The organism is Paraburkholderia kururiensis JCM 10599 = LMG 19447 (genome assembly GCF_003986935.1).
GTDB lineage: Bacteria > Pseudomonadota > Gammaproteobacteria > Burkholderiales > Burkholderiaceae > Paraburkholderia > Paraburkholderia kururiensis.
In genome coordinates this window covers 192,411-215,671 of record NZ_RJZE01000002.1, presented here as the reverse complement: position 1 = coordinate 215,671, position 23,261 = coordinate 192,411, and the positions used below count along the sequence as shown (strand labels likewise).

Annotated in this window: 20 protein-coding genes; 16 read left to right on the top strand and 4 right to left on the bottom strand. The window is 64.8% G+C overall.

Annotated elements, in window-relative coordinates:
• Positions 1 to 251 precede the first annotated feature (251 nt).
• The 3 genes from aceE (at position 252) to lpdA (ending at position 6,776) form a co-directional block, all read left to right on the top strand.
• Positions 252 to 2,957, top strand: a complete 2,706-nt coding sequence (aceE, locus tag PKKP23_RS03130) for a pyruvate dehydrogenase (acetyl-transferring), homodimeric type (protein WP_126875747.1) — start codon at positions 252 to 254, stop codon at positions 2,955 to 2,957.
• An 89-nt stretch (positions 2,958 to 3,046) separates the two neighbouring features.
• Positions 3,047 to 4,750 (top strand): dihydrolipoyllysine-residue acetyltransferase, encoded by a 1,704-nt coding sequence (gene aceF, locus PKKP23_RS03125; RefSeq protein WP_126875746.1) that lies wholly within the window; start codon positions 3,047 to 3,049, stop codon positions 4,748 to 4,750.
• 253 nt (positions 4,751 to 5,003) lie between these two features.
• Complete coding sequence (lpdA, locus tag PKKP23_RS03120; protein ID WP_126875745.1) at positions 5,004 to 6,776, top strand: dihydrolipoyl dehydrogenase; 1,773 nt, start codon at positions 5,004 to 5,006, stop codon at positions 6,774 to 6,776.
• Between the two features lie 260 nt (positions 6,777 to 7,036).
• Here lpdA and PKKP23_RS03115 read toward each other — a convergent pair whose 3' ends face one another.
• A complete protein-coding gene (locus PKKP23_RS03115; protein WP_017777983.1) occupies positions 7,037 to 7,603 on the bottom strand; it encodes a phasin family protein in 567 nt (188 codons plus the stop codon).
• A 795-nt stretch (positions 7,604 to 8,398) separates the two neighbouring features.
• Between PKKP23_RS03115 and pbpG the strand changes: the two genes are divergently transcribed.
• Positions 8,399 to 9,565, top strand: coding sequence for a D-alanyl-D-alanine endopeptidase (pbpG, locus tag PKKP23_RS03110; protein ID WP_017777984.1), 1,167 nt, complete (start codon positions 8,399 to 8,401; stop codon positions 9,563 to 9,565).
• Positions 9,566 to 9,711: 146 nt separating this feature from the next.
• On the opposite strand, the gene PKKP23_RS03105 is transcribed toward pbpG, so the two are convergent.
• Positions 9,712 to 10,524, bottom strand: a complete 813-nt coding sequence (locus tag PKKP23_RS03105; RefSeq protein ID WP_017777985.1) for an IclR family transcriptional regulator — start codon at positions 10,522 to 10,524, stop codon at positions 9,712 to 9,714.
• A gap of 210 nt (positions 10,525 to 10,734) precedes the next feature.
• Here PKKP23_RS03105 and PKKP23_RS03100 point away from each other — a divergent pair, with 210 nt between their 5' ends.
• The 12 genes from PKKP23_RS03100 to iscX all read left to right on the top strand — a co-directional run bounded on the left by PKKP23_RS03100 (position 10,735) and on the right by iscX (position 20,475).
• Positions 10,735 to 11,466, top strand: a complete 732-nt coding sequence (locus tag PKKP23_RS03100; RefSeq protein WP_026122083.1) for a (Fe-S)-binding protein — start codon at positions 10,735 to 10,737, stop codon at positions 11,464 to 11,466.
• A gap of 9 nt (positions 11,467 to 11,475) precedes the next feature.
• Entirely contained in the window at positions 11,476 to 12,888 is a 1,413-nt protein-coding gene (locus PKKP23_RS03095) for a lactate utilization protein B (protein ID WP_126875744.1), read from the top strand.
• A 221-nt stretch (positions 12,889 to 13,109) separates the two neighbouring features.
• Positions 13,110 to 13,370: a hypothetical protein gene (locus tag PKKP23_RS03090; protein ID WP_126875743.1), complete on the top strand. Its 261-nt coding sequence runs from the start codon at positions 13,110 to 13,112 to the stop codon at positions 13,368 to 13,370.
• Between the two features lie 147 nt (positions 13,371 to 13,517).
• Positions 13,518 to 14,000 carry a low molecular weight protein-tyrosine-phosphatase gene (locus PKKP23_RS03085; RefSeq protein ID WP_126875742.1) on the top strand — a complete coding sequence of 161 codons (483 nt, stop codon included), beginning with the start codon at positions 13,518 to 13,520 and terminating at the stop codon, positions 13,998 to 14,000.
• A gap of 146 nt (positions 14,001 to 14,146) precedes the next feature.
• On the top strand, positions 14,147 to 14,680 hold the full coding sequence (gene iscR, locus PKKP23_RS03080) for a Fe-S cluster assembly transcriptional regulator IscR (protein WP_017777990.1): 534 nt from the start codon (positions 14,147 to 14,149) through the stop codon (positions 14,678 to 14,680).
• Between the two features lie 112 nt (positions 14,681 to 14,792).
• Positions 14,793 to 16,016 carry an IscS subfamily cysteine desulfurase gene (locus PKKP23_RS03075; RefSeq protein WP_126875741.1) on the top strand — a complete coding sequence of 408 codons (1,224 nt, stop codon included), beginning with the start codon at positions 14,793 to 14,795 and terminating at the stop codon, positions 16,014 to 16,016.
• Positions 16,017 to 16,073: 57 nt separating this feature from the next.
• Entirely contained in the window at positions 16,074 to 16,511 is a 438-nt protein-coding gene (iscU, locus tag PKKP23_RS03070) for a Fe-S cluster assembly scaffold IscU (RefSeq protein WP_017777992.1), read from the top strand.
• A 210-nt stretch (positions 16,512 to 16,721) separates the two neighbouring features.
• Positions 16,722 to 17,045, top strand: coding sequence for an iron-sulfur cluster assembly protein IscA (gene iscA, locus PKKP23_RS03065; protein ID WP_042301183.1), 324 nt, complete (start codon positions 16,722 to 16,724; stop codon positions 17,043 to 17,045).
• 117 nt (positions 17,046 to 17,162) lie between these two features.
• Entirely contained in the window at positions 17,163 to 17,690 is a 528-nt protein-coding gene (hscB, locus tag PKKP23_RS03060; RefSeq protein ID WP_017777994.1) for a Fe-S protein assembly co-chaperone HscB, read from the top strand.
• Positions 17,691 to 17,766: 76 nt separating this feature from the next.
• Positions 17,767 to 19,635, top strand: a complete 1,869-nt coding sequence (hscA, locus tag PKKP23_RS03055; RefSeq protein ID WP_126875740.1) for a Fe-S protein assembly chaperone HscA — start codon at positions 17,767 to 17,769, stop codon at positions 19,633 to 19,635.
• Positions 19,636 to 19,920: 285 nt separating this feature from the next.
• A complete protein-coding gene (gene fdx, locus PKKP23_RS03050) occupies positions 19,921 to 20,262 on the top strand; it encodes an ISC system 2Fe-2S type ferredoxin (RefSeq protein WP_017777996.1) in 342 nt (113 codons plus the stop codon).
• Positions 20,263 to 20,277: 15 nt separating this feature from the next.
• The gene (iscX, locus tag PKKP23_RS03045) at positions 20,278 to 20,475 is read left to right on the top strand and encodes a Fe-S cluster assembly protein IscX (protein ID WP_017777997.1); all 198 of its coding nucleotides are present in this window, start codon (positions 20,278 to 20,280) and stop codon (positions 20,473 to 20,475) included.
• Between the two features lie 136 nt (positions 20,476 to 20,611).
• Here iscX and PKKP23_RS03040 read toward each other — a convergent pair whose 3' ends face one another.
• Positions 20,612 to 21,349, bottom strand: coding sequence for a glycine zipper 2TM domain-containing protein (locus PKKP23_RS03040; protein ID WP_126875739.1), 738 nt, complete (start codon positions 21,347 to 21,349; stop codon positions 20,612 to 20,614).
• A gap of 368 nt (positions 21,350 to 21,717) precedes the next feature.
• Positions 21,718 to 23,244, bottom strand: coding sequence for a lysine--tRNA ligase (gene lysS, locus PKKP23_RS03035; protein ID WP_126875738.1), 1,527 nt, complete (start codon positions 23,242 to 23,244; stop codon positions 21,718 to 21,720).
• Positions 23,245 to 23,261: the final 17 nt, after the last annotated feature.

Genomic DNA, 23,261 nt, shown 5'->3' with positions numbered 1-23,261 from the left:
TGTCACCTAAATGACGTGAAAAACGCAGCAAATCAAGGGCAATTCGGCGCAGACTGGCCGACGTAACGACGTCGGACCAGCAAATCTGGCGTGCGCTGCAGCAATTTTCCGCATTGTGAGAAACGATCTCGCGATCCAAAATTTTTGTTGCGCGGGCCCGAACGCAGTCATTACAATCGCCCGAAGCTGCGCGGCGGGGCTTGCGCCCGCGTCGTCCACTCATCAGCGACCGTTACATTCAGGAGACGAGCATGTCCGCTGTACCCGACGAAGTCCTCAAATATGTTGCCGCCGACAAGGACGACGATCCCCAGGAAACCGCAGAGTGGCTCGACGCGCTCGATGGCGTGATCTCCGCGGTCGGCCCCGACCGCGCCCACTACCTGATCGAGAAGCAGATCGAATTCGCCCGCGTACACGGCGAACACCTGCCGTTCTCGGCCAACACCCCGTACATCAACACGATTCCGGTCGCGCGCCAGGCCAAGAACCCCGGCGACCAGGACATCGAACATCGCATCCGCTCGTACACCCGCTGGAACGCCATTGCCATGGTGCTGCGCGCCGGCAAACACACCAACGTGGGCGGCCACATCGCGTCGTTCGCCTCGGCGGCCACGCTCTATGACGTCGGCTTCAACCATTTCTGGCACGCACCCTCCGTCGAGCACGGCGGCGACCTGGTGTTCGTGCAGGGCCACTCGTCGCCGGGCGTCTACTCGCGCGCGTTCCTGCTTGGCCGTCTCACCGAAAAGCAGCTCGACAACTTCCGCCAGGAAGTGGGCGGCGAGGGCATCTCGTCGTACCCGCACCCGTGGCTGATGCCGGACTTCTGGCAGTTCCCGACCGTGTCGATGGGTCTGGGCCCGATCATGGCGATCTACCAGGCCCGCTTCATGAAGTACCTGCAGGCGCGCGGCATCGCGAAGACCGAAGGCCGCAAGGTCTGGGCGTTCCTCGGCGACGGCGAGACGGACGAGCCGGAATCGCTCGGCGCGATCGGCATGGCCGGCCGCGAACGCCTCGACAATCTCGTGTTCGTGATCAACTGCAACCTGCAGCGCCTCGACGGCCCGGTGCGCGGTAACGGCAAGATCATCCAGGAACTCGAAAGCGAGTTCCGCGGCGCGGGCTGGAACGTGATCAAGGTGATCTGGGGCAGCCGCTGGGACGCGCTCTTCGCGCGCGACAAGACCGGCGCGCTGATGCGCCGCATGATGGAAGTCGTGGACGGCGAATACCAGACGTACAAGTCCGAGTCCGGCGCCTACGTGCGCGAGCACTTCTTCAACACTTCGGAGCTGAAGGCGCTGGTCGCCGACTGGTCCGACGACGATATCTGGAATCTGAACCGCGGCGGCCACGATCCGCACAAGATCTACGCGGCGTTCCACGAGGCGACCCAGACGAAGGGGCAGCCTACCGTGATCCTGGCCAAGACCATCAAGGGCTACGGCATGGGCGAGGCCGGCCAGGCCATGAACATCACCCACCAGCAGAAGAAGATGCAGGTGGACCAGCTCAAGAAGTTCCGCGACCAGTTCCGCCTGCCGATCAGCGACGAACAGATCGTCGACGTGCCTTACCTCACGTTCGAGGAAGGCTCGAAGGAACTCGAGTACATGCGCTCGCACCGCCAGACGCTGGGCGGCTATCTGCCCGCGCGCCGCGAGAAGGCCGAATCGCTGCCGGTGCCGGCGCTCGAAGCGTTCGAGCCGCTCTTGAAGGGCACGGGCGAAGGTCGCGAAATCTCCACGACGATGGCGTTCGTGCGGATTCTCAACATCCTTCTGAAGGACAAGGCGCTCGGCAAGCGCGTGGTGCCCATCGTGCCGGACGAGTCGCGCACGTTCGGCATGGAAGGGCTCTTCCGCCAGATCGGCATCTGGAACCAGGACGGCCAGAAGTACGTGCCGGAAGATTCCGACCAGCTGATGTTCTACAAGGAATCGGAAACCGGTCAGATCCTCCAGGAAGGCATCAACGAAGCCGGCGGCATGGCCGACTGGATCGCTGCCGCGACGTCGTACTCGACGCACGGCGAGATCATGGTGCCGTTCTACATCTTCTATTCGATGTTCGGCTTCCAGCGTATCGGCGACCTCGCCTGGGCGGCCGGCGATATGCGTTCGCGCGGCTTCCTGCTGGGCGGCACCGCTGGCCGCACGACGCTCAACGGCGAAGGCCTGCAGCACGAAGACGGGCACTCGCTGCTGTGGGCGGCGTCGGTGCCGAACTGCGTGAGCTACGACCCGACCTTCGGCTACGAGCTTGCCGTCATCATTCAAGACGGCCTGCGCCGCATGGTGCAGGAGCAGCAGGACGTGTACTACTACGTCACGGTGATGAACGAGAACTACGAGCACCCGGCCATTCCGCAGAGCGCGAGCCTGCAGGACGTGGCAGCGGACATCGTCAAGGGCATGTACGCGTTTCGCAAGGCCGAAGCCGACAGCAAGGCGCCGCGCGTGCAGCTGATGGGTGCGGGCACCATCTTCAATGAAGTGATCGCCGCGGCTGACCTGCTCAAGAACGACTGGGGCGTTGCCGCCGACCTCTGGAGCGTGCCGAGCTTCACGGAACTGGCCCGCGAAGGTCACGACATCGAGCGCTGGAACCTGCTGCATCCCACCGAGCCGCGCCGCGTCTCGCACGTCGAGAAGCTGCTCAAGGACACGCAGGGTCCGGTGATTGCTTCGACCGACTACGTGCGTGCGCTCGCCGACCAGATTCGCGGGCTCGTGCCGCGCCGCTACGTGGTGCTCGGCACCGACGGCTTTGGCCGTTCGGACACTCGCGAAAAGCTGCGCCACTTCTTCGAGGTGGACCGCTACTGGGTCACAGTCGCCGCGCTCAACGCGCTGGCCGACGAAGGCACGATCGATCGCAAGCTGGTCGCCGAGGCCATCGCGAAGTACGCGCTCGATCCCGCCAAACCCAACCCGATGACCGTCTAAAGCCATCACCCCCCGCGTGCCACGACGCGCGCCGCTTCCCGCGACCGGTTCGCGGCCCGGCGGCGCGCGCGGCCCAGGAGACACCAACAATGAGTCAATCGATTGAAGTAAAGGTGCCGGATATCGGCGATTACAAGGACGTGCCTGTAATCGAGATTCTGGTGAAGGCGGGCGATACCGTCGAGAAGGAACAGTCGCTCGTGACGCTCGAGTCGGACAAGGCGACCATGGACGTGCCGAGCCCGGCCTCCGGCACCGTCAAGGACGTGCGGGTGAAGGTGGGCGATGCCGTGTCCGAAGGCTCGCTCATCGTCGTGCTGGAAGGCGGCGATGGCGCGGCCGCCGCGCCGAAGGCGAACGGCGCCGCAGCGCCGGCGCCCGCAGCAGCGGCGCCTCAGGCGGCTCCCGCTCAAGCGGCGGCCGCTGCACGTGCTGCCGCTGCACCGGCGGCAACGGGCGGTGTGCAGGAAGTGAAGGTGCCCGATATCGGCGACTACAAGGACGTGCCGGTCATCGAGGTCGCCGTGAAGGTGGGCGATCGCGTGGAGAAGGAGCAGTCGCTCGTCACGCTCGAATCGGACAAGGCCACCATGGACGTGCCGAGCCCTGCGGCCGGCGTCGTCAAGGAACTCAAGGTCAAGGTGGGCGATGCGGTGTCCGAAGGCACGCTGATCCTGCTGCTCGAAGCCGAAGGCGCGGCGGCGGCTCCGCAAGCTGCGCCGGCTGCGGCGAAGGCGCCGGTCGAGGCGCCCTCGGATGCGCCGCAGGTGCCGCAACGCGCGCCGGTCGCGCAACCGTCGGCGCTCGCGCAGGCTCCGTTGATTCCCGCGGGCGAAGGCGGCGCGCGGCAGGCAAGCCATGCGTCGCCGTCCGTGCGCAAGTTCGCGCGCGAACTGGGCGTCGATGTCTCGCAGGTGCGCGGCACGGGTCCGAAGGGCCGCATCACCCAGGAAGACGTCACGGCCTTCGTGAAGGGTGTGATGACCGGCCAGCGCGCGCCGGCGGCAGCCGGTGCGCCGGCAGCGGCAGCCGGTGCGCCGGCAGCGGCAGGCGGCGGCGAGCTGAATCTGCTGCCGTGGCCGAAGATCGATTTCGCGAAGTTCGGCCCGATCGATCCGAAGCCGCTCTCGCGCATCAAGAAGATTTCCGGCGCGAACCTGCACCGCAACTGGGTCATGATTCCGCACGTCACGAACAACGACGAGGCGGACATCACCGAGCTCGAGGCGCTGCGCGTCCAGCTGAACAAGGAAAACGAGAAGGCGGGCGTGAAGTTCACCATGCTCGCGTTCGTGATCAAGGCCTGCGTCGCGGCACTCAAGAAGTTCCCGACCTTCAATGCGAGCCTCGACGGCGACAACCTCGTCTTCAAGCAGTACTACCACGTCGGTTTTGCTGCCGACACGCCGAACGGTCTCGTCGTGCCCGTGATCCGCGACGCGGACAAGAAGGGCCTCGTCGATATCGCGAAGGAAATGAGCGAGCTCTCGAAGCTGGCGCGCGAAGGCAAGCTCAAGCCCGACCAGATGCAGGGCGGCTGCTTCTCGATCTCGTCGCTGGGCGGCATTGGCGGCACGAACTTCACGCCGATCATCAATGCGCCCGAAGTCGCCATCCTGGGACTCTCGCGCAGCGCGATGAAGCCGGTGTGGGACGGCAAGCAGTTCGTGCCGCGCCTCACGCTGCCGCTTTCGCTGTCGTACGACCACCGCGTGATCGACGGCGCCGAGGCAGCGCGCTTCAACGCGTATCTGGCATCCATCCTGGCCGATTTCCGGCGTGTGATTCTCTGATCGTCCGGCGGGGCGCCGTTGGGCCAGGGCGAGCGGGGGTCGTGTTGCGCGACCCGCTCGTCCCCCCAGGTTGCCCGGCTTGCTGATGCGCCTGCCGCTGTGTCGCGGGCCCATTGCCTGCCGTTCAACGGCATGACGGCCGCGGCTCCAGGCCTCGTGCTGTATGTTGCACAAGCGGTTTCGCACAGCGGTTTCGCACAGCGGTTTCGCGCGGCGCACCGCCACCACGATCTGCAAAAAGAAGGGGACGTGAATGAGTCTCGTCGAAGTGAAAGTGCCGGATATCGGCGATTTCAAGGATGTCGACGTCATCGAAGTCAACATCAAGCCCGGTGACGTCATCGAGAAGGAGCAGTCATTGCTCACGCTCGAGTCGGACAAGGCGTCCATGGAAGTGCCCAGCGACGTCGCGGGTACGGTCAAGGAAGTGCGTATCAAGCCGGGCGATAAGGTGTCCCAGGGCACCGTGGTCGCACTCGTGGAAGCAGGCGCCGCGGCAACTGCGGCACCGGCCGCTCCCGCACCGGCTGCGGCGCCTGCTCCGGCCGCCGCTACCCCGCCGGCAGCACCGAAGGTCGCTGCCGCCGTGCAGGCAGGCAGCTACAGCGGCAATGCCGACATCGAATGCGACATGCTCGTGCTGGGCGCGGGCCCCGGCGGCTATTCGGCCGCGTTCCGCGCGGCGGACCTCGGCATGAAGACGGTGCTGGTGGAGCGCTATTCGACGCTTGGCGGCGTGTGTCTGAACGTGGGCTGCATTCCCTCGAAGGCGCTGCTGCACACGGCGCTCGTGATGGACGAAGCCGAAGCGCTGGCCGGTCACGGCATCACGTTCGGCAAGCCGCAGATCGACCTCGACAAGCTGCGCGCGTTCAAGGCCGGCGTCGTGAAGAAGCTCACGGGTGGCCTTGCCGGCATGGCGAAGGCGCGCAAGGTCGAAGTGGTGACCGGCGTCGGCACGTTCGTCGATCCGAACCATATGGAAGTGCAGGGCGAGGCCGGCAAGAAAGTGGTCCGCTTCAAGCAGGCGATCATCGCGGCGGGCTCGCAGGCCGTGAAGCTGCCGTTTCTGCCCGACGATCCGCGTGTCGTCGACTCCACGGGCGCGCTTGAACTGCCGCAGATTCCGCAACGCATGCTCGTGATCGGCGGCGGCATCATCGGTCTCGAAATGGCGACGGTCTATTCGACGCTCGGCGCGCAGATCGATGTGGTCGAAATGCTCGACGGCTTGATGATGGGCGCGGACCGCGATCTCGTGCGCGTCTGGGAGAAGTACAGCGGCAAGCGTTTCGCCAAGCTGATGCTGAAGACGAAAACCACGAAGGCCGAGGCGAAGCCCGACGGCATCTACGTGTCGTTCGAGGGCGAGGCGGCGCCGGACGGTCCGCAGCGCTACGACCTCGTGCTGGTGGCGGTGGGGCGCAGCCCGAACGGCAAGAGGATCGGTGCGGAGAAAGCGGGCGTCGCGGTGACCGATCGCGGCTTCATCGAAGTCGACAAGCAGATGCGCACCAACGTGCCGCACATCTTCGCAATCGGCGACGTCGTCGGTCAGCCGATGCTCGCGCACAAGGCCGTGCACGAAGGTCACGTCGCGGCGGAAGCGGCGCACGGCGAGAAAGCGTACTTCGACGCACTGCAGATTCCGTCGGTGGCTTACACGGATCCGGAAGTGGCGTGGGCGGGCAAGACCGAAGACCAGTGCAAGGCCGAGGGCATCAAGTACGGCAAGGCCGTGTTCCCGTGGGCCGCGTCGGGCCGCGCAATCGCCAATGGTCGCGACGAGGGTTTCACCAAGCTGATCTTCGACGAAGAGACGCATCGCGTGATTGGCGGCGGCATTGTCGGTCTGAATGCGGGCGACCTCATCAGCGAGGTGTGCCTCGCAATCGAGATGGGCGCGGATGCGACGGACATCGGCAGGACGATCCATCCGCACCCGACGCTCGGCGAGTCCATCGGCATGGCGGCGGAGCTGTACGAAGGCGTCTGTACCGACCTGCCTCCGCAGAAAAAGAAGTAAGCGCGTTAGGTGCCGGCGCGAGGCCGGGCTCACTAATCCGTGAGCCCGCGTTTCCCAGGATGCGGTTCCCAGTTCGAACGCGGCTTTCCACGCAGTTCGGACGCCCCTGGAACGCAGGCAAATGAAAACGGCGCACCCCGCAAAGGGTGCGCCGTTCCTGTTTCAGCGGGCTTCCGGCAGGCCGACAGCGCTTACCGCGTTGCCTGAGCGGCTCAGGCGTCGCCACGCTCCGCGCGCACACGCCTGTTCCCATCTGTTCCTTAGACAGCCTTCTTGGCCGATGCCGAGCGCGAAGCTTGCGCGGCAGCCTTCGACGCAGCGGCCGTAGCGGCGTTGAAGTTGCTTTCGGCGATCTCGACGGCCTGCTTGGTAGCCTTGTGAACCGTTTCGTACGTCGTGTTCGCGGCGGTGATGGCCGACTTGATCACGGCGACGGCGGTTTCCGAACCGGCCGGAGCGTTCTTGGCGACGTTGTCGACGAGCGATTGGACCTTGCGGTTCTGGTCTTCGTACTGCGCTTCGGCGACACGTGCGAATTCGGCTTGCGTGGCCGAGGCGATTTCATACAGATGACGGCCGTACGACAGCACCTTTTCGGCTACCGGCTGCGTGAGGCTGGCTTGCAGTGCGAGCAGTTCCTGCGCGTCTTTTGCCGACAGCACGCGCTGGGCGTTTTCCTGGCCTTCCGCGATGGTCGACTTCACGACCTGGAGGTTCAGCTCGACGAGTTTCTCCATGCCCTCGAACGCCTTGCCGGTCAGGCCGAAGAGGGTTTCGAGGTTGGCCTTCTGCGCAGCGACGATTTGCTCGGGGGTCAGCAGATTCATGTTTTCGCTCCTGGGAACGGCCTGTCTGGCGCAGACCGTGTTGATAAGTGGCAAGACGGTGGGACTCCGCTGCGTCGCGTGTTCCATTTGTGCGTCGCAACATTGAACGTGATTTTAGGATACGTGCACCAAAAGTCAAGCGCTTTTTGTGCGGCGCACAACATCAATAAATTCTCGATAAAACAGTTGGTTATGCCGGGCGCATGTCACTTCGGCGGGCTGGTGCGCAGTCCGGCTTGCACCAGTCGGGTGCGCGTGCATTCGCAATAGTCTGCCGTTGGCCCACGCGGGCGACGTGCGCAGCACCCAGCATTCCGAACGTCGACATCGACCCCCCTGGGATATATCCGTAGGGCATCAGGTAAACCGAATGGGTCGCGGAACGTTAAAGTTAAATTACGGTCGAACGCGCGGTCTGTGCGGCACGACCGTGACAGTCGAAAGGCGAATGCCACAAGAACTGTCCGCATTTTCGACACGCTCGTCCCGAGCGACCAGGCGACGCGCCACGAGGCGGCGCTCGCCAGAGCGATCGTATTTCCCCTGATCAAGAACATCCTCGAGTCTGCCGTTAATCCGGGAAAGTCTCTCATCGGAAGGTGAGAGGGCGCCGGACGCGCCGGGGAACGCTGCGCGATTGATTGCTTTTCTGCATCAATCGGGTGGTCTTTATTGTGCTTATCAATAGGACCTTACGATTCGGTTTAAGGTGCACTGATAAGTGCTTAATATTGCTAATTTTTCGTGGTTTTACTACACTGGCGGAAAAATCCTGCCGCTCCTTCCAGAACACCAATGAAAACCGACTTGCTTTCGTCGCTAAAAGTGATCCACGGCGCGGCACTCAGCACCGCACTGTCGGTGGCTGCTTCCGTGGTCATTGGCGCGGCTTTCGCCGTGCCCGCTGACGCTTTCGCAGCGTCGAGCACCGCTCCTTCCCAATCGCACCAGGGCAAATCGGCGAAAAAGCCGGGCGCAAGCCATAAAACCGTGGCCCGGTCCTCGAAGGTCGTAGCCAAATCGGCCGCGGCGACTGCGGACGTCGCTCGTCCGGTCGCGAAGAAACGGCGCGTCACGTACACGATGGGCCGCCATCACGGCGTGCGCCGCGTCGCGTTCGAACCGCGTACGCCGTCAGCCGGCCAGGCGTTCGGCCTCCACGAAACGCCCGACGCGCTCATGCTGCGTTCGAGCGTCGCGTACGTGGTGGACCAGAACACGATGGAGCCGCTCTTCGACAAGAATTCGACCGCCGTCGTGCCTATCGCCTCGATCACGAAGCTGATGACCGCGATGGTCGTGCTCGACTCGAAAGAGTCGCTCGCGGAGCAGATCGAAGTCACCGACGAGGACCGCGACTACGAGAAGAACACGGGCTCGCGCCTGGCCGTGGGGTCGGTGCTCTCGCGCGAAGACATGCTGCACATTGCGCTGATGGCGTCCGAAAACCGCGCGGCAGCCGCGCTGTCGCGTTACTACCCGGGCGGCCGTCCTGCCTTTATCGCCGCGATGAACGCGAAGGCGAAGCAACTCGGCATGACGGATACGCACTTCGAGAACTCGACGGGCCTGACGAGCCTCAACGTCTCGAGCGCCCGCGATCTCGTGAAGATGGTGAACGCCGCGTACCAGTATCCGCTGATCCGCCGGTTCTCGACCGATCGCAGCTATGAGGTGTACACGGGCCGTCGTTCGCTCGCCTACAACAGCACGAACGCGCTGGTGCGCGGCGCGAATTCGACGTGGGACATCGGCCTGCAGAAGACCGGCTTCATCAACGAAGCAGGCGAGTGCCTCGTGATGCAGGCGACCATCCACGGCCGCCCGATGATCATGGTGCTGCTCGATTCGTCGGGCAAGTATTCGCGCTTCGCCGACGCCACGCGTCTGCGCACGTGGCTCGACAATGGCGGCGATCAGCCGCACATCACGAGCGCGGACGCAGGCGGCGCCGGCACCTGATCGACGTCTCTGCCTGCCGGCGCGTATAACCGTGCCGGTCGCTGCAACAAAAAGCCCGCTTCATCAAGCGGGCTTTTTTCATGGCCGCTGCGACATATTGTGTGACACGTATGTCGCAGCGGCCGAGGTTCTACGAGCTTGGGTGCTTACGCCGCTTGCGAACTGCCGTGCGTACTCGCCTCGGCTGCCTCGGGATGGTAGCCGAGCGCTTCCGAAATGCTCAGCGCCGTGCGGCTCAGATGGGCGAGCCACGAGTCCTGCAGCCGGTCGGCCGGTGCGGAGAGCGACAGGCCGGCCACCAGCTTGCCCGTATCGTCGTAGATGCCCGCGGCGATGCATCGCACCCCGAGCTCCAGTTCCTCGTTGTCGCGTGCGCATGCCTGCTGGCGCACATGCATGAGCTCGCGTTCGAGCCGGGCGAGGTCCGTGATGCTGTTCTGCGTGTGGCCCGAGAGGCCCGTGCGTGTGGCATAGGCGCGCACACGGCTGGCCTCGTCGGCGGCGAGGAACAGCTTGCCGACGGAAGTGAGGTGCAATGGCGCGCGGCCGCCGATGGCGCGCACCACCTGCATGCCGGAGCGCTCGGAATAGGCGCGTTCGATGTAGACGATCTCGTCGCCCTGGCGCACGGACAGGTTCACGGTCTGGCCCGTGAGGCGATGCAGCTCGCGCATGGGTTGCAGCGCAGCATCGCGCACGGAGAGGCGCGCCTTGACGAGATTGCCGAGTTCGAGCAGCCGCATGCCGAGCCGGTACGTGCCCGGATCGGACCGGTCCACAAGCCGGCACGTCACCATGTCGTTGAGAATGCGGTGGGCGGTGGAGGGGTGAAGTTCGGTGCGCTGCGCTAGCTCTTTCAGGCTCACAGGGTCGCTGTGCGCGGCCAGTGCATCGAGCAGGCGCATCATGCGTTCGATCACCTGGATCGAAGTCTTGGGATCCGGATTGGTGTCGCTCATTGGAACCAGGGCGGTTGACGCGTCAAACAACGAAGCCACGATTGTATCTCGTATAGTGAAAAAATGGGCGTATCCCGGGCGTTCGGGGTGTTCGGGGTGAATTTTCCGCTGCGACGCGGCATGCGCCGGGGGTTTTTCAGGTCGCGCGCGAACGTTGGTCGTCGACGCCAAAAGCCGCATAATCGAGGGCGTTTTTTCTGAGGAGCGCCCATGCGAGTCGGATTGTTCGTCACCTGCCTGATCGACCTGATGCGTCCCGAGATCGGTTTTTCGGTCATCAAGCTGCTCGAGCAGGCGGGCTACGAAGTGGTCGTGCCGCCGGCCCAGACGTGTTGCGGTCAGCCTGCCTACAATTCCGGCGAACGCGGCGTGGCCCGCGACCTCGCCGAGAAGATGCTGCGCGAGTTCGAGCAGTTCGATTACGTCGTGGTGCCCTCGGGCTCGTGCGGCGGCATGATCCGCGTGCATTACGGCGACCTGCTGCGCGACGACCCGGAACTCATGAGCCGTTACGGGCGGCTGCGCGGCCGCGTATTCGAACTTACGGACTTTCTCGTCAACGTCGCGAAGGTGCAGCTGCAGCCGGGCGCGTTCAAGGGGCCCGTCACCTACCACGATTCGTGTTCCGGGCTGCGCGAGCTCGGCGTCAAGGCGCAGCCGCGCGCGCTGCTTGCGCAGCAGGGCGTCGAAGTGGTCGAGATGAAAGACTGCGAGCACTGCTGCGGCTTTGGCGGCACGTTTGCCGTGAAGTACGGCGATATCTCGACCGCGATCGTCGACGAGAAGTGCGCCAACGTGCACGCGAGCGGCACAAGCACCGTGGTGCTGGGCGACCTCGGCTGCATGCTGAACATCGAAGGCCGGCTGCGCCGCACGGGCGACACGTCGACGCGCGTGCTGCACATCGCACAGGTGCTGGCGGGCGACGCCGGCAAAGACTAAGGGGCACGCATGCAAGTCCAGTCGATGCAGTTCAAGGCGCGGGCGGGGCAGAAACTCGCTGACGTTCGCCTGCAGCAGAACCTCACGAAGCTCTCGACGAAGTTCGTGTCGGCGCGTGCCGTGGCCATGACCGATATCGACTTTCCCGCCACGCGGGCCGCGCTCAAAGAGCGCCGCAACCGCGCGCTGGAGAATCTCGACGTCTGGATCGAGACCTTCGAGCGCGAGGCCGCGCGCCGCGGCGTGACCGTCCTCTATGCCGAGACGACGCGGGACGCGGCGCAACTCGTGGCCGACATCGCCCGCCGGCACGACGTGAAGAAGGTGATCAAGACGAAGTCGATGGTCTCGGAGGAAATGCGCCTCAACGAGGTGCTGGGCCAGATGGGCGTGCAGTCCATCGAGACCGATCTCGGCGAGTACATCCTTCAGATCAATCACAACGAGCCGCCCAGCCACATCATTGCGCCCGTCGTGCACAAGGATAAGGAAGAGATCGCCGACCTGTTCGCGAAGACCCACGAGCGGCCTCGCCTGACCGAGATTCCGCAGATGACGCGCGAGGCGCGCGAGGTGCTGCGCCCGCATTTCCTCTCGGCGGACATGGGCGTGACGGGCGGCAACTTCCTGATCGCGGAGACGGGTTCGGTCGCGCTCGTGACCAACGAGGGCAACGAGGGCATGTGTACTGTCATGCCGCGCGTGCACGTGGCGGTGACCGGTATCGAAAAAATCCTGCCGACGCTCGAAGACCTCGCCACTGCAATGCGGTTGTTGCCGCGCTCGGCGACCGGGCAGGCGATCTCGAACTATTTCTCCGTGCTGACGGGCCCGTGTGGCGCGGACGACCAGGACGGCCCCGAGCACATGTACGTCGTGCTCGTGGACGGCGGTCGCACGGGGCTCATCGGCGGCGACTTCCAGGAGATGCTGCGCTGTATTCGCTGCGGCGCCTGCATGAACCATTGCCCCGTGTACCAGAAGGTGGGCGGGCACGCCTACGGCTGGGTCTATCCTGGGCCGATGGGGTCGGTGCTCACGCCGAGCTACGTGGGCCTCGACAAGGCGCTCGACCTGCCGCAGGCGGCGACGCTCTGCGGCGAGTGCAACAGCGTGTGTCCGGTGGGCATCCCGCTCTCCGACCTGCTCCGCAAGCTGCGCGAGAAGCAGGTGGAGCGGCATCTGCGTCCGTGGCGCGAGCGGGCGGGGCTGGCTGTCTGGGGCTGGCTCGCGTTGCATCCCGAGGCGTATTCGCTCTTCACGCGGCTTGCCGTTCGCGTGCTGGAAAAACTGGGCGGCAAGAACCGGGCGATCGCGCGCCTGCCGCTAGCCGGCGGATGGACGGATACGCGCGACATGCCGGCGCCTGTCGGGCGGACCTTCCGCGAACTCTACGCGGCGCAGCGCAGCCACGTCGGGTAGGGCGAAGCGGCGGTTCGAAACTGCGGTTCTGTCGGCCCGTGCCTCAACGTGGCGCGGACGTTGTCGCGCGTTCTGTCAAAGAGTTCCGCCGCTTCGCGAGCACTGTTTATCCCGAGACAACAGAGTGTTCACTTCGGGCGGGTTTTTCCCGATTGCCGGCGCTCTTATCATTTCGACTGCCGCCCGTGCGTGCCGCGGGCCACCCGTCGAGAGAGCGCATCATGAGAAAGAAAATATCGCTTTACTGGCCACTGGCCATCGCTACGCCGCTGCTCATAGCCGTCGCTGCCGCCAGTCTGGCGAGCCTCTATGGACCACGCGATTCCGCCTCGCATGCCCCGCAACTGCCGTTGGGCAACGACCAGTTCGCCGCCGAACTCGCGCGTACGGTGTCGTACGGCCTTGTCGACAGCGAGGCGCCTGTGGCTGCGAAGACGACCGAACGGGCGGGCGCGGCCCTGGGTTCGTCGCAGGCACTCTGAGTTCGTGGCCGGCTTGTCTTTCGTTACGCCGTTGTCCTCCGCGCGGTCGCTCCGGTCCGGCGCGTGAGGCTGCGGGCGCGATCGAGCGGGCCTTTGTATAATCGCCGCTCAGCTTTTTTTCGCCGCTCGCTCGCGCCGCTTTTTCCGATGAATACGGTCTCGATCTGTTTCGTCTGCCTCGGGAACATCTGTCGTTCCCCGACCGCGGAGGGCGTGATGCGGCATCTGGTGAACGAGGCGGGGTTCAAGGAGCGCATCCATATCGACTCGGCCGGCACGGGCGACTGGCATATCGGCGAAGCGCCGGACCCACGCGCCCAGCATGCAGCCGGCGCACGCGGCTACGATCTCTCGGCGCTGCGCGGCCGCCAGGTCGGGCGTGCGGATTTCGAGCGGTTCGACTTCCTACTCGCCATGGACGAGGCGAACGTGGCGGCGCTGCACAGCGTGTGCCCGCCGGCGTTGCGCCACAAGATTCGGCTGCTGATGGAATTTGCGTCGCCCGGTGCGGCGCGCGAAGTATCCGACCCGTATTTCGGCGGGGCGGAGGGTTTCGAAGCCGTCCTGGATCAGTGCGAGGCGGCCTGCGCCGGCCTGTTGGCCGTGCTGCGCGAGCGTCTTGCGGCGTGACGCAAGACGGGCAGTTGCAGTTTTGTTCCTTTTTTGCCCCTTTCGGGGCGTTCCGATAACCCGAATCATGTCATGGATACTTGACTAAAAGAGTCATGTATTTATACTTGACGAAAATTGTCGAGAATTGCGGTTCCCCATACATCATGAGACTCACCACGAAAGGCCGTTTCGCCGTCACGGCGATGATCGACCTGGCGTTGCGCCAGGAGCAGGGCCCGGTGACGCTGGCCGGTATCAGCCAGCGCCAGCACATCTCGCTGTCCTATCTCGAACAGCTGTTCGGCAAGCTGCGCCGTCATGAAATCGTCGAGTCCGTGCGCGGACCGGGCGGCGGCTACAATCTTGCCCGCCGTGCCGAGGACGTGACGGTCGCCGACATCATCATCGCGGTCGACGAGCCGCTCGATGCCACCCAGTGCGGCGGCAAGGGCACGTGCGACGGCACGAAGCAGGTCGACGGCCACTGCATGACCCACGAGTTGTGGTCCACGCTGAACCAGAAAATGGTCGAGTACCTCGACTCGGTGTCGCTCAAGGATCTCGTCGACCAGCAGCGGGCGCGCGAAGGCGCGGCCGCGGCGGTGCTGCGCGATCGCCGCACCGAAGCCAAAGCGGTCGAGCCCGTGCGGGCCACGCCGAAGGGACCGAACTCCATCTTCAACATGGCCAGTTCCTGAGCCTCGCTGCGCGTCTCGCGCAAAGCGGCTGGCGTGTCGATTCCGCCAGTTTTGCCGCGAGGCGCCGCGGGCTGGAGCATGCAAGCAACACACCGATTTCCCGGAGCGATAGATGAATAACGATATTCCCCACTTGCCCATCTACATGGACTACAGCGCGACGACGCCGGTCGATCCGCGCGTGGTGGACAAGATGATCCCGTATCTGCGCGAGCAGTTCGGCAACCCCGCCTCGCGCAGCCACGCGTATGGCTGGGACGCCGAGCACGCCGTCGAGGAAGCGCGCGAGAATGTCGCGGCGCTCGTGAATGCCGATCCGCGCGAAATCATCTGGACTTCGGGCGCGACGGAGTCGGACAACCTCGCCATCAAGGGCGCGGCGCACTTCTACAAGAGCAAGGGCAAGCACATCGTCACGGTGAAGACCGAGCACAAGGCCGTGCTCGACACCTGCCGCGAACTCGAACGCGAAGGGTTCGAAGTCACGTATCTGGACGTGAAAGACGACGGCCTGATCGACCTCGACGTATTCAAGGCTGCCCTGCGTCCCGACACGATCCTCGTTTCCGTCATGCACGTGAACAACGAAATCGGCGTGATTCAGGACATCGCGACGATCGGCGAGATCTGTCGCGAGAAGGGCATCATTTTTCACGTGGACGCCGCGCAGGCCACGGGCAAGGTCGAAATCGACCTGCAGAAACTGAAGGTCGACCTGATGTCGTTTTCTGCGCACAAGACCTATGGCCCGAAGGGCATCGGCGCGCTCTACGTGCGCCGCAAGCCGCGCGTGCGCATCGAGGCGCAGATGCACGGCGGCGGCCACGAGCGCGGCATGCGCTCGGGTACGTTGGCCACGCACCAGATCGTCGGCATGGGCGAGGCGTTCCGCATTGCCCGCGAAGAAATGGCAACGGAAAACGAGCGCATCCGTATGTTGCGCGACCGCCTGTTCGCCGGCCTTTCGCAGATCGAGGAAGTCTATGTGAACGGCGACATGGAGCAGCGTGTCCCGCACAACCTGAACATCAGCTTCAACTTCGTGGAAGGCGAGTCGCTGATCATGGCGGTGAAGGACGTGGCGGTGTCGTCCGGGTCGGCGTGCACGTCGGCGTCGCTGGAACCGTCGTACGTGCTGCGCGCGCTTGGCCGCAACGACGAACTGGCGCACAGCTCCATTCGCTTCACAGTAGGCCGCTTCACGACGGAGCAGGAAGTCGACTACGTGATCAATCTGCTGAAGAACAAGATCGCCAAGCTGCGCGAGCTGTCGCCGCTTTGGGAAATGCACCAGGACGGCATCGACCTGTCCACCATCCAGTGGGCCGCGCACTGAGCGCGCCGATTTCGGCGGCGACAGGCGAGAGACTCGAAACGAATCAAGGAGTGAATCATGGCATATAGCGACAAGGTTCTGGATCATTACGAAAACCCGCGCAACGTCGGTTCGTTCGCGAAAGACGACGATGCGGTGGGCACCGGCATGGTGGGCGCTCCGGCCTGCGGCGACGTGATGAAGCTGCAGATTCGCGTGGGTGCGGACGGCGTGATCGAAGACGCGAAGTTCAAGACGTACGGCTGTGGCTCGGCGATCGCGTCGAGTTCGCTCGTGACGGAATGGGTGAAGGGCAAGACGCTCGACGAGGCGCTCTCGATCAAGAACACGCACATCGCCGAAGAACTCGCGCTGCCGCCGGTGAAGATCCACTGCTCGATTCTCGCGGAAGACGCGATCAAGGCCGCGGTGGCGGACTACCGTCAGCGTCATGGCGCGCAGACGCCCGCCACGGCCGAAGCCGCGGACGCCGAAGCGAAGCACGCAGCGGCTTGAGTGGCAAGCGAGCCGCTGCGAAGCGGCAAGCAAGAGCGGTAACCAGGCGGCAACTGAGCAGCAAAACAGCCTGTCCGGCTGACGGGCAGGGCCAGTGGCAAGTGGTTTAACGAACGGATGCAGGCAGGGTTGCGCGGCGGCGCTGATGCTGGAAACGTTCCGGAGCATTCCGGGGCGCAGCAAGGCGGCGCTTCGTGCGACGAAGACGCTATGGCTATTACGTTGACGGAAAAGGCGGCACAACACGTGCAGAAGTATCTGTCCCGGCGCGGCAAAGGCATCGGGCTGCGGCTCGGCGTGCGTACGACGGGCTGTTCGGGTCTTGCGTACAAGCTCGAGTATGTCGACGAGCTGTCGGCGGAGGACCAGGTGTTCGAGAGCAACGGCGTGAAGGTCATAGTGGACCCGAAAAGCCTGGCCTATATCGACGGCACCGAGCTCGACTTCGCACGCGAGGGCCTGAACGAAGGCTTCAAGTTCAACAACCCGAACGTGAAGGACGAGTGCGGCTGCGGCGAGTCGTTCCGCGTATAAGCGGGCGCACGCACAAGAAAGGCGGCACGGGCCGCCTTTTTTTGATTCGCGTCCGGCATGCCGCCGGATAGCCGGCCTTTTCACGACGTTGTTTCCACCCACCTGTTCCTTTTGAGCATGGCCTCGCTGACCGATAGCCACTTCGCCCTGTTCGGCCTGCCCGAGCAATTCGCCATCGAGACGAACGCGCTCGACGAGGCCTATCGCACCGTGCAGTCGCAGGTGCATCCGGACCGCTTCGCGGCGGCCGGCGACGCGCAAAAGCGCATTGCGATGCAATGGGCGACGCGCGCCAACGAGGCCTACCAGACGCTGCGCAACCCGCTGCGTCGCGCGACGTACCTGCTGCATCTGCGCGGCATCGACGTCGGCGCCGAGAACAACACGGCGATGGAGCCGGCCTTTCTGATGCAGCAGATGGAATGGCGCGAGAGCATCGAAGACGCGGCCGCGGCGAAAAACGTCGGTGCGCTGGACGCGCTCCTGGCCGAACTGCGCGACGAAGAGCGTGCCCGCCTCGACAAGCTCGCGGCGCTGCTCGACAGCGGCGCCAACCAGGCGGCGGGCGAAGCGGTGCGTCAGCTCATGTTCATCGAGCGCGTGGCGGCGGACATCGATACGCAGATCGAGCGGCTCGAAGGCTAAGCGCGCGGCCACGACACGAACACACCTACATTGACGGGCCACGCGGCCCGTGAGAGATCAGAGACACACATCACAGATGGCCCTACTGCAAATCTCCGAACCCGGCATGGCGCCCGCGCCGCACCAGCGGCGGCTCGCCGTCGGCATCGACCTCGGCACCACGAACTCGCTCGTCGCGGCCGTGCGCAACGGCCTGCCCGACGTGCTGCCCGACGAGGAGGGCCACGTGCTGCTGCCGTCGGTCGTGCGTTACCTGGAAAAGGGCGGACGCCGCATCGGCCGCGTGGCGAAGGCGGAGGCGGTGCTCGATCCGCGCAATACGATCGTGTCCGTGAAGCGCTTCATGGGGCGCGGCAAGCATGAAGTGGAGGGCGCCGAAAACGCGCCCTACGATTTCGTGGACGCGCCCGGCATGGTGCAGATCCGTACCGTGGACGGCGTGAAGAGCCCGGTGGAAGTGTCCGCGGAAATTCTGGCGACGCTGCGGCAACGCGCGGAAGACACGCTCGGCGACGAACTGGTGGGTGCGGTGATCACGGTCCCCGCGTATTTCGACGACGCCCAGCGCCAGGCCACCAAGGACGCCGCGCGTCTTGCCGGCCTCAACGTGCTGCGCCTGCTCAACGAACCCACCGCGGCGGCGATTGCCTACGGTCTCGACAACGGCGCCGAAGGCCTCTACGCCGTGTACGACCTGGGCGGCGGCACGTTCGACCTCTCGATCCTGAAGCTCACGAAGGGCGTGTTCGAGGTGCTGGCGGCGGGCGGCGACTCGGCGCTCGGCGGCGACGATTTCGATCACGCGTTGTTCCGCCAAGTGCTCGGCGAAGCGGGGCTCGACGCGAAGACGCTTGAGCCCGAAGACGTGCGCCTGCTGCTCGACCACGTGCGCGTGGCGAAGGAAGCGCTCTCGGCCGCGCCTACGGCGAGGATCGAGGCGACGCTCGCCAACGGCACGAAGCTCGACCTCACTGTGGACGAAGCGACCTTCGAAACGCTCACGCGCGACCTCGTACAGCGCACGCTTGGTCCGACGAGAAAGGCCCTGCGTGACGCAAAGGTGACGCCCGCCGACATCAAGGGCGTGGTGCTTGTCGGCGGCGCGACGCGCATGCCGGTGATCCGCCGTGCGGTAGAAGCGTTCTTCGGGCAGCCGCCGCTCACGAATCTCGATCCGGACCAGGTGGTGGCGCTCGGCGCGGCGATCCAGGCCGATCTGCTCGCCGGCAATCGCGGCGAAGACGACTGGCTGCTGCTCGATGTGATTCCGCTGTCGCTCGGCATCGAAACAATGGGTGGCCTCGCCGAGAAGATCATCCCGCGCAACTCCACCATTCCGGTGGCGCGCGCGCAGGATTTCACGACGTTCAAGGACGGTCAGACCGCCATGGCGATCCACGTGGTGCAGGGCGAGCGCGAACTCGTGTCCGACTGCCGCTCGCTTGCGCGTTTCGAGTTGCGCGGCATTCCGCCGATGGCCGCCGGCGCCGCGCGCATCCGCGTGACGTTCCAGGTGGACGCGGACGGCCTGCTGTCCGTGTTCGCGCGCGAACAGTTGTCGGGCGTGGAGGCGTCGGTCGTGGTGAAGCCCTCGTACGGCCTTGCCGACGACGACATCGCGAAGATGCTCGAAGACAGCTACACGTCGGCCGAGATCGACATGCGGGCACGCGCGCTGCGCGAAGCGCAGGTCGAGGCGCAGCGCCTGATCGAAGCAACCGGCGCGGCGCTCGCAGCCGACGGCGAACTGCTCGATGCCGCCGAGCGTGCGGAGCTGGACCGCCTCGTGGCCGGCTTGCGCGAGGTCGCGGCAGGCGAAGATGCCGATGCCATCGAGGCCGCGACCCAAGCGCTCTCCGAAGGCACCGACGAATTCGCCGCGCGCCGCATGGACAAGGGCATCAAGCGCGCGCTGGCCGGGCGTCGGCTCGACGAGATCGGGTGAGCGGGGCCTTTCGTCATATCGCTTTCGGGTCGCAACGCTCGCTTCATCGCGGCGGTCGCGGCTCGTACGCTTTCGACGTCCACGAAGTCCACTCGGCGCTGCGCGCAAGGGGGCCCGAGAGGCGCCCGCAATGCGGCTGTGTACGTGCGACAAGCCCGCGCGACAAGCCCGCGCCGTCAGCGATTTCCCGATGCTGCGCCGCGCGCGCCCCAGGTAAAATGATGCGGAACCCGATCGTCGACGACCGGTGGCCGCGCCCGAACCGCTAATCAAACGGAATTGGTCATGCCTCAAATCGTTGTGCTGCCCCACGTCGAACTGTGCCCGGATGGCGCCGTCATCGAAGCTACGCCTGGCAAGAGCATCTGCGATACGCTGCTCGACGCCGGCATCGAGATCGAGCACGCGTGCGAGAAGTCCTGCGCGTGCACGACCTGCCATGTCGTCGTGCGCGAAGGTTTCGAAGCGCTCACGCCGTCCGAGGAAGACGAGGATGACCTGCTCGACAAGGCATGGGGCCTCGAACCCACTTCGCGTCTGTCGTGCCAGGCGATCGTGCCGCAGAGCGAGGACCTCGTGATCGAGATCCCGCGCTATTCGATCAACCACGCGAAAGAGAACCACTGACAGGAGCGAGCCGCCATGAAATGGACCGACACGCAAGACATTGCGATGGCCCTCACGGACACCCATCCGCAGGTCGATCCGCAGTACGTGCGTTTTACGGATCTGCACCGCTGGGTGACCGAACTCGAGGGCTTTGACGACGACCCGAACCGGTCGAACGAAAAGATTCTGGAGGCGATTCAGGCGGCGTGGATCGAAGACGCCGACTACTGACGGGAAGTGGATCGTTCGCGCGATCAGGAAACGAAAAAGGCGATTCGCACATTTTGCGAATCGCCTTTTTCGTATCGGGACATCGGAGCGTTGCCAGCGAGCGCCGGGGCCGCCAGCGAGGCGCTCTCGCAGTGAGTCAGTAAGCCACCAGCGTGCCGTTCTCGATGCGTACGCGCTGGCCTTGCTGGAACGGCGGCGCCTGGTGATACGTGAAGTAGCGGGTCTTGCCGTTCTCCATGTGCACGCGCACCGAGTAGCTGGTGGTGCTGCGCAGATGCTTTTCCACCGAATTGCCGGCGAGACCGCCACCCAGCGCGCCGAGCAGCGTCATGGCCGTGCGTCCGTTGCCCGAACCGAACTGGTTGCCGACCACGCCGCCCGCAACGGCACCGCCTACTGCGCCGATACCGGTTCCGTGGCCTTCGGTGCGTACGGCCGAGATCGCTTCCACGGTGCCGCAACTCTGGCAGTACGCGGGCTGTGCCGGTTCACGCTGCGCGTAGGGCTGTTGCTGGGCATATGTCTGCGGTTGCTGTCCCGGTGCGGCTTGTTGCGCGTACTGAGCTTCCTGGCCCGGCGCGGGCTGAGCAGGGGCCCGTTGAACCGGCACCGGTTGCTGCGTCTGCGTGGGTTGTTGCGTTTGGGCGTACGTGTTGGGGTTCGCCGGCTGCGAAGAATCGACCACGGGCTGCGACGCAATGGCCGCGGACTGAACCTGATTGTTCTCGGCGCTGCCGCTCGTGGCCTTCGGGAACAGGCCGGTAATGGCTGCGGTGGCGGCGAGGCTTGCCACGATGACAGCGCCCGCGGCGACGGCAATGAGCGGATGAAGGCGGCGCGTCTGTGTGGGTTGAACGTTGGTCGGGTTATTCATTTATGGCCTCCGTCGTGACAGAGTCGGTGTTTATCAGACCAAGTGTCGCCCACTTCGATCCATCCGACTTTTTCACTTTGTAACCAAATCCGGCGGGCAGCCGGCGAGGAGAGGCGAGGCTACGCTCCGGTCCGGCAAAACCGCGTCGGTGCGGCCTTTGGCCGCTGCACCGCCACGCGGCACGGAAACGGGATCGAATCCATTTACCGATAGTTACAAGCATCGGGAAAAGCCAGGAACGTATGCTGCATGCGCCACGCGCGGTGAGGGGGAGCGCAAACAAAAAGCGCCGGGCGATATGCCCAGCGCTTTCTCAGATCAACCCACCGGCGGTTTCGCCGCAATACGCCGACGGCGCCACTCTGCGATCAGTCTTCGCGACGCAGGTGCGGGAAGAGGATCACGTCGCGGATGCTCGGGCTGTCCGTGAGCAGCATGACGAGCCGGTCGATGCCGATGCCGCAGCCACCGGTCGGCGGCATGCCGTATTCCAGGGCGCGGATGTAGTCGGCGTCGTAGTACATCGCTTCCTCGTCGCCGGCGTCCTTCTGCTCGACCTGCTTCTTGAAGCGTGCAGCCTGGTCTTCCGGATCGTTGAGTTCCGAGAAGCCGTTCGCGATTTCGCGCCCCGTGATGAACAGCTCGAAACGCTCGGTGATGCCCGGCACTTTGTCCGACGCGCGTGCGAGCGGCGAGACTTCCACCGGGTAGTCGATGATGTAGGTGGGCTCCCACAACTGCGATTCCGCGGTTTCTTCGAAGAGCGCGAGTTGCAGCGCGCCGAGTCCCGAGTTCAGGAACTTGGGTTCGGTGGTGTCCACGCCGAACTTCTTCAGTTCGGTGCGCAGGAACGCTTCATCGCCCAGTTGGGCCGGCGTGTAGTCCGGCGCGTACTTCTGGATGGCCTGCGTGATCGTGAGCCGATGGAACGGCTTGCCGAGATCCAGCTCACGGCCCTGGTAGACGAGGGTGGCCGTGCCGAGCGAATCGATGGCGGCCTGGCGGATCAGCCGCTCGGTGAAGTCCATGAGCCACGTGTAGTCGGTGTACGCGGCGTAGAACTCCATCATCGTGAATTCCGGGTTGTGGCGCGGCGAGACGCCCTCGTTGCGGAAATTCCGGTTGATCTCGAACACGCGCTCGAAGCCGCCCACGATCAGCCGCTTCAGATACAGCTCCGGCGCGATGCGCATGAACATTTCCATGTCGAGCGCGTTGTGGTGCGTGATGAACGGCTTGGCCGCCGCGCCGCCCGGAATGGGGTGCAGCATCGGCGTTTCCACTTCCATGAATTCGGCGTCGGACATGAAGCGGCGAATCGACGAGATCGCCTTCGTGCGCGCCACAAAGGTCTTGCGTGCCTCGGGCGTCACGATCAGGTCGACGTAGCGCTGGCGGTAGCGCATTTCTTGGTCTGCGAGGCCGTGGAACTTGTCCGGCAGCGGACGCAGCGCCTTCGAGAGCAGGCGCAGTTCCGTGCAGCGCACCGAAAGCTCGCCCTTGTTGGTGCGAAACAGCACGCCGCGCGCCGCGACGATGTCGCCCAGGTCCCACTTCTTGAACGCGTCGTAGGTGGCTTCGCCCACGTCGGCGGGCGTGATGAAGAACTGGATCTGGCCCGAGCCGTCTTGCACCGTCGCGAAGCTCGCCTTGCCCATCACGCGCTTGAGCATCATGCGGCCGGCCACGGCCACGTCGAGCGCTTCGGCTTCGAGCGTTTCCTTGGTGGCCTCGGCGTAGGCCGACTGCAGTGCCGCGGCCTGGTGGGTGGGACGGAAGTCGTTGGGGTAGGCGACGCCTTGCTCGCGCAGCGCGCGCAGCTTTTCGCGGCGCTCGGCCATGATCTGGTTGTCGTCCAGTTCGGGGGCGGCGTTCGGCTGGGTGGGTTCGGTCATGATCGGTTGATGTTCGG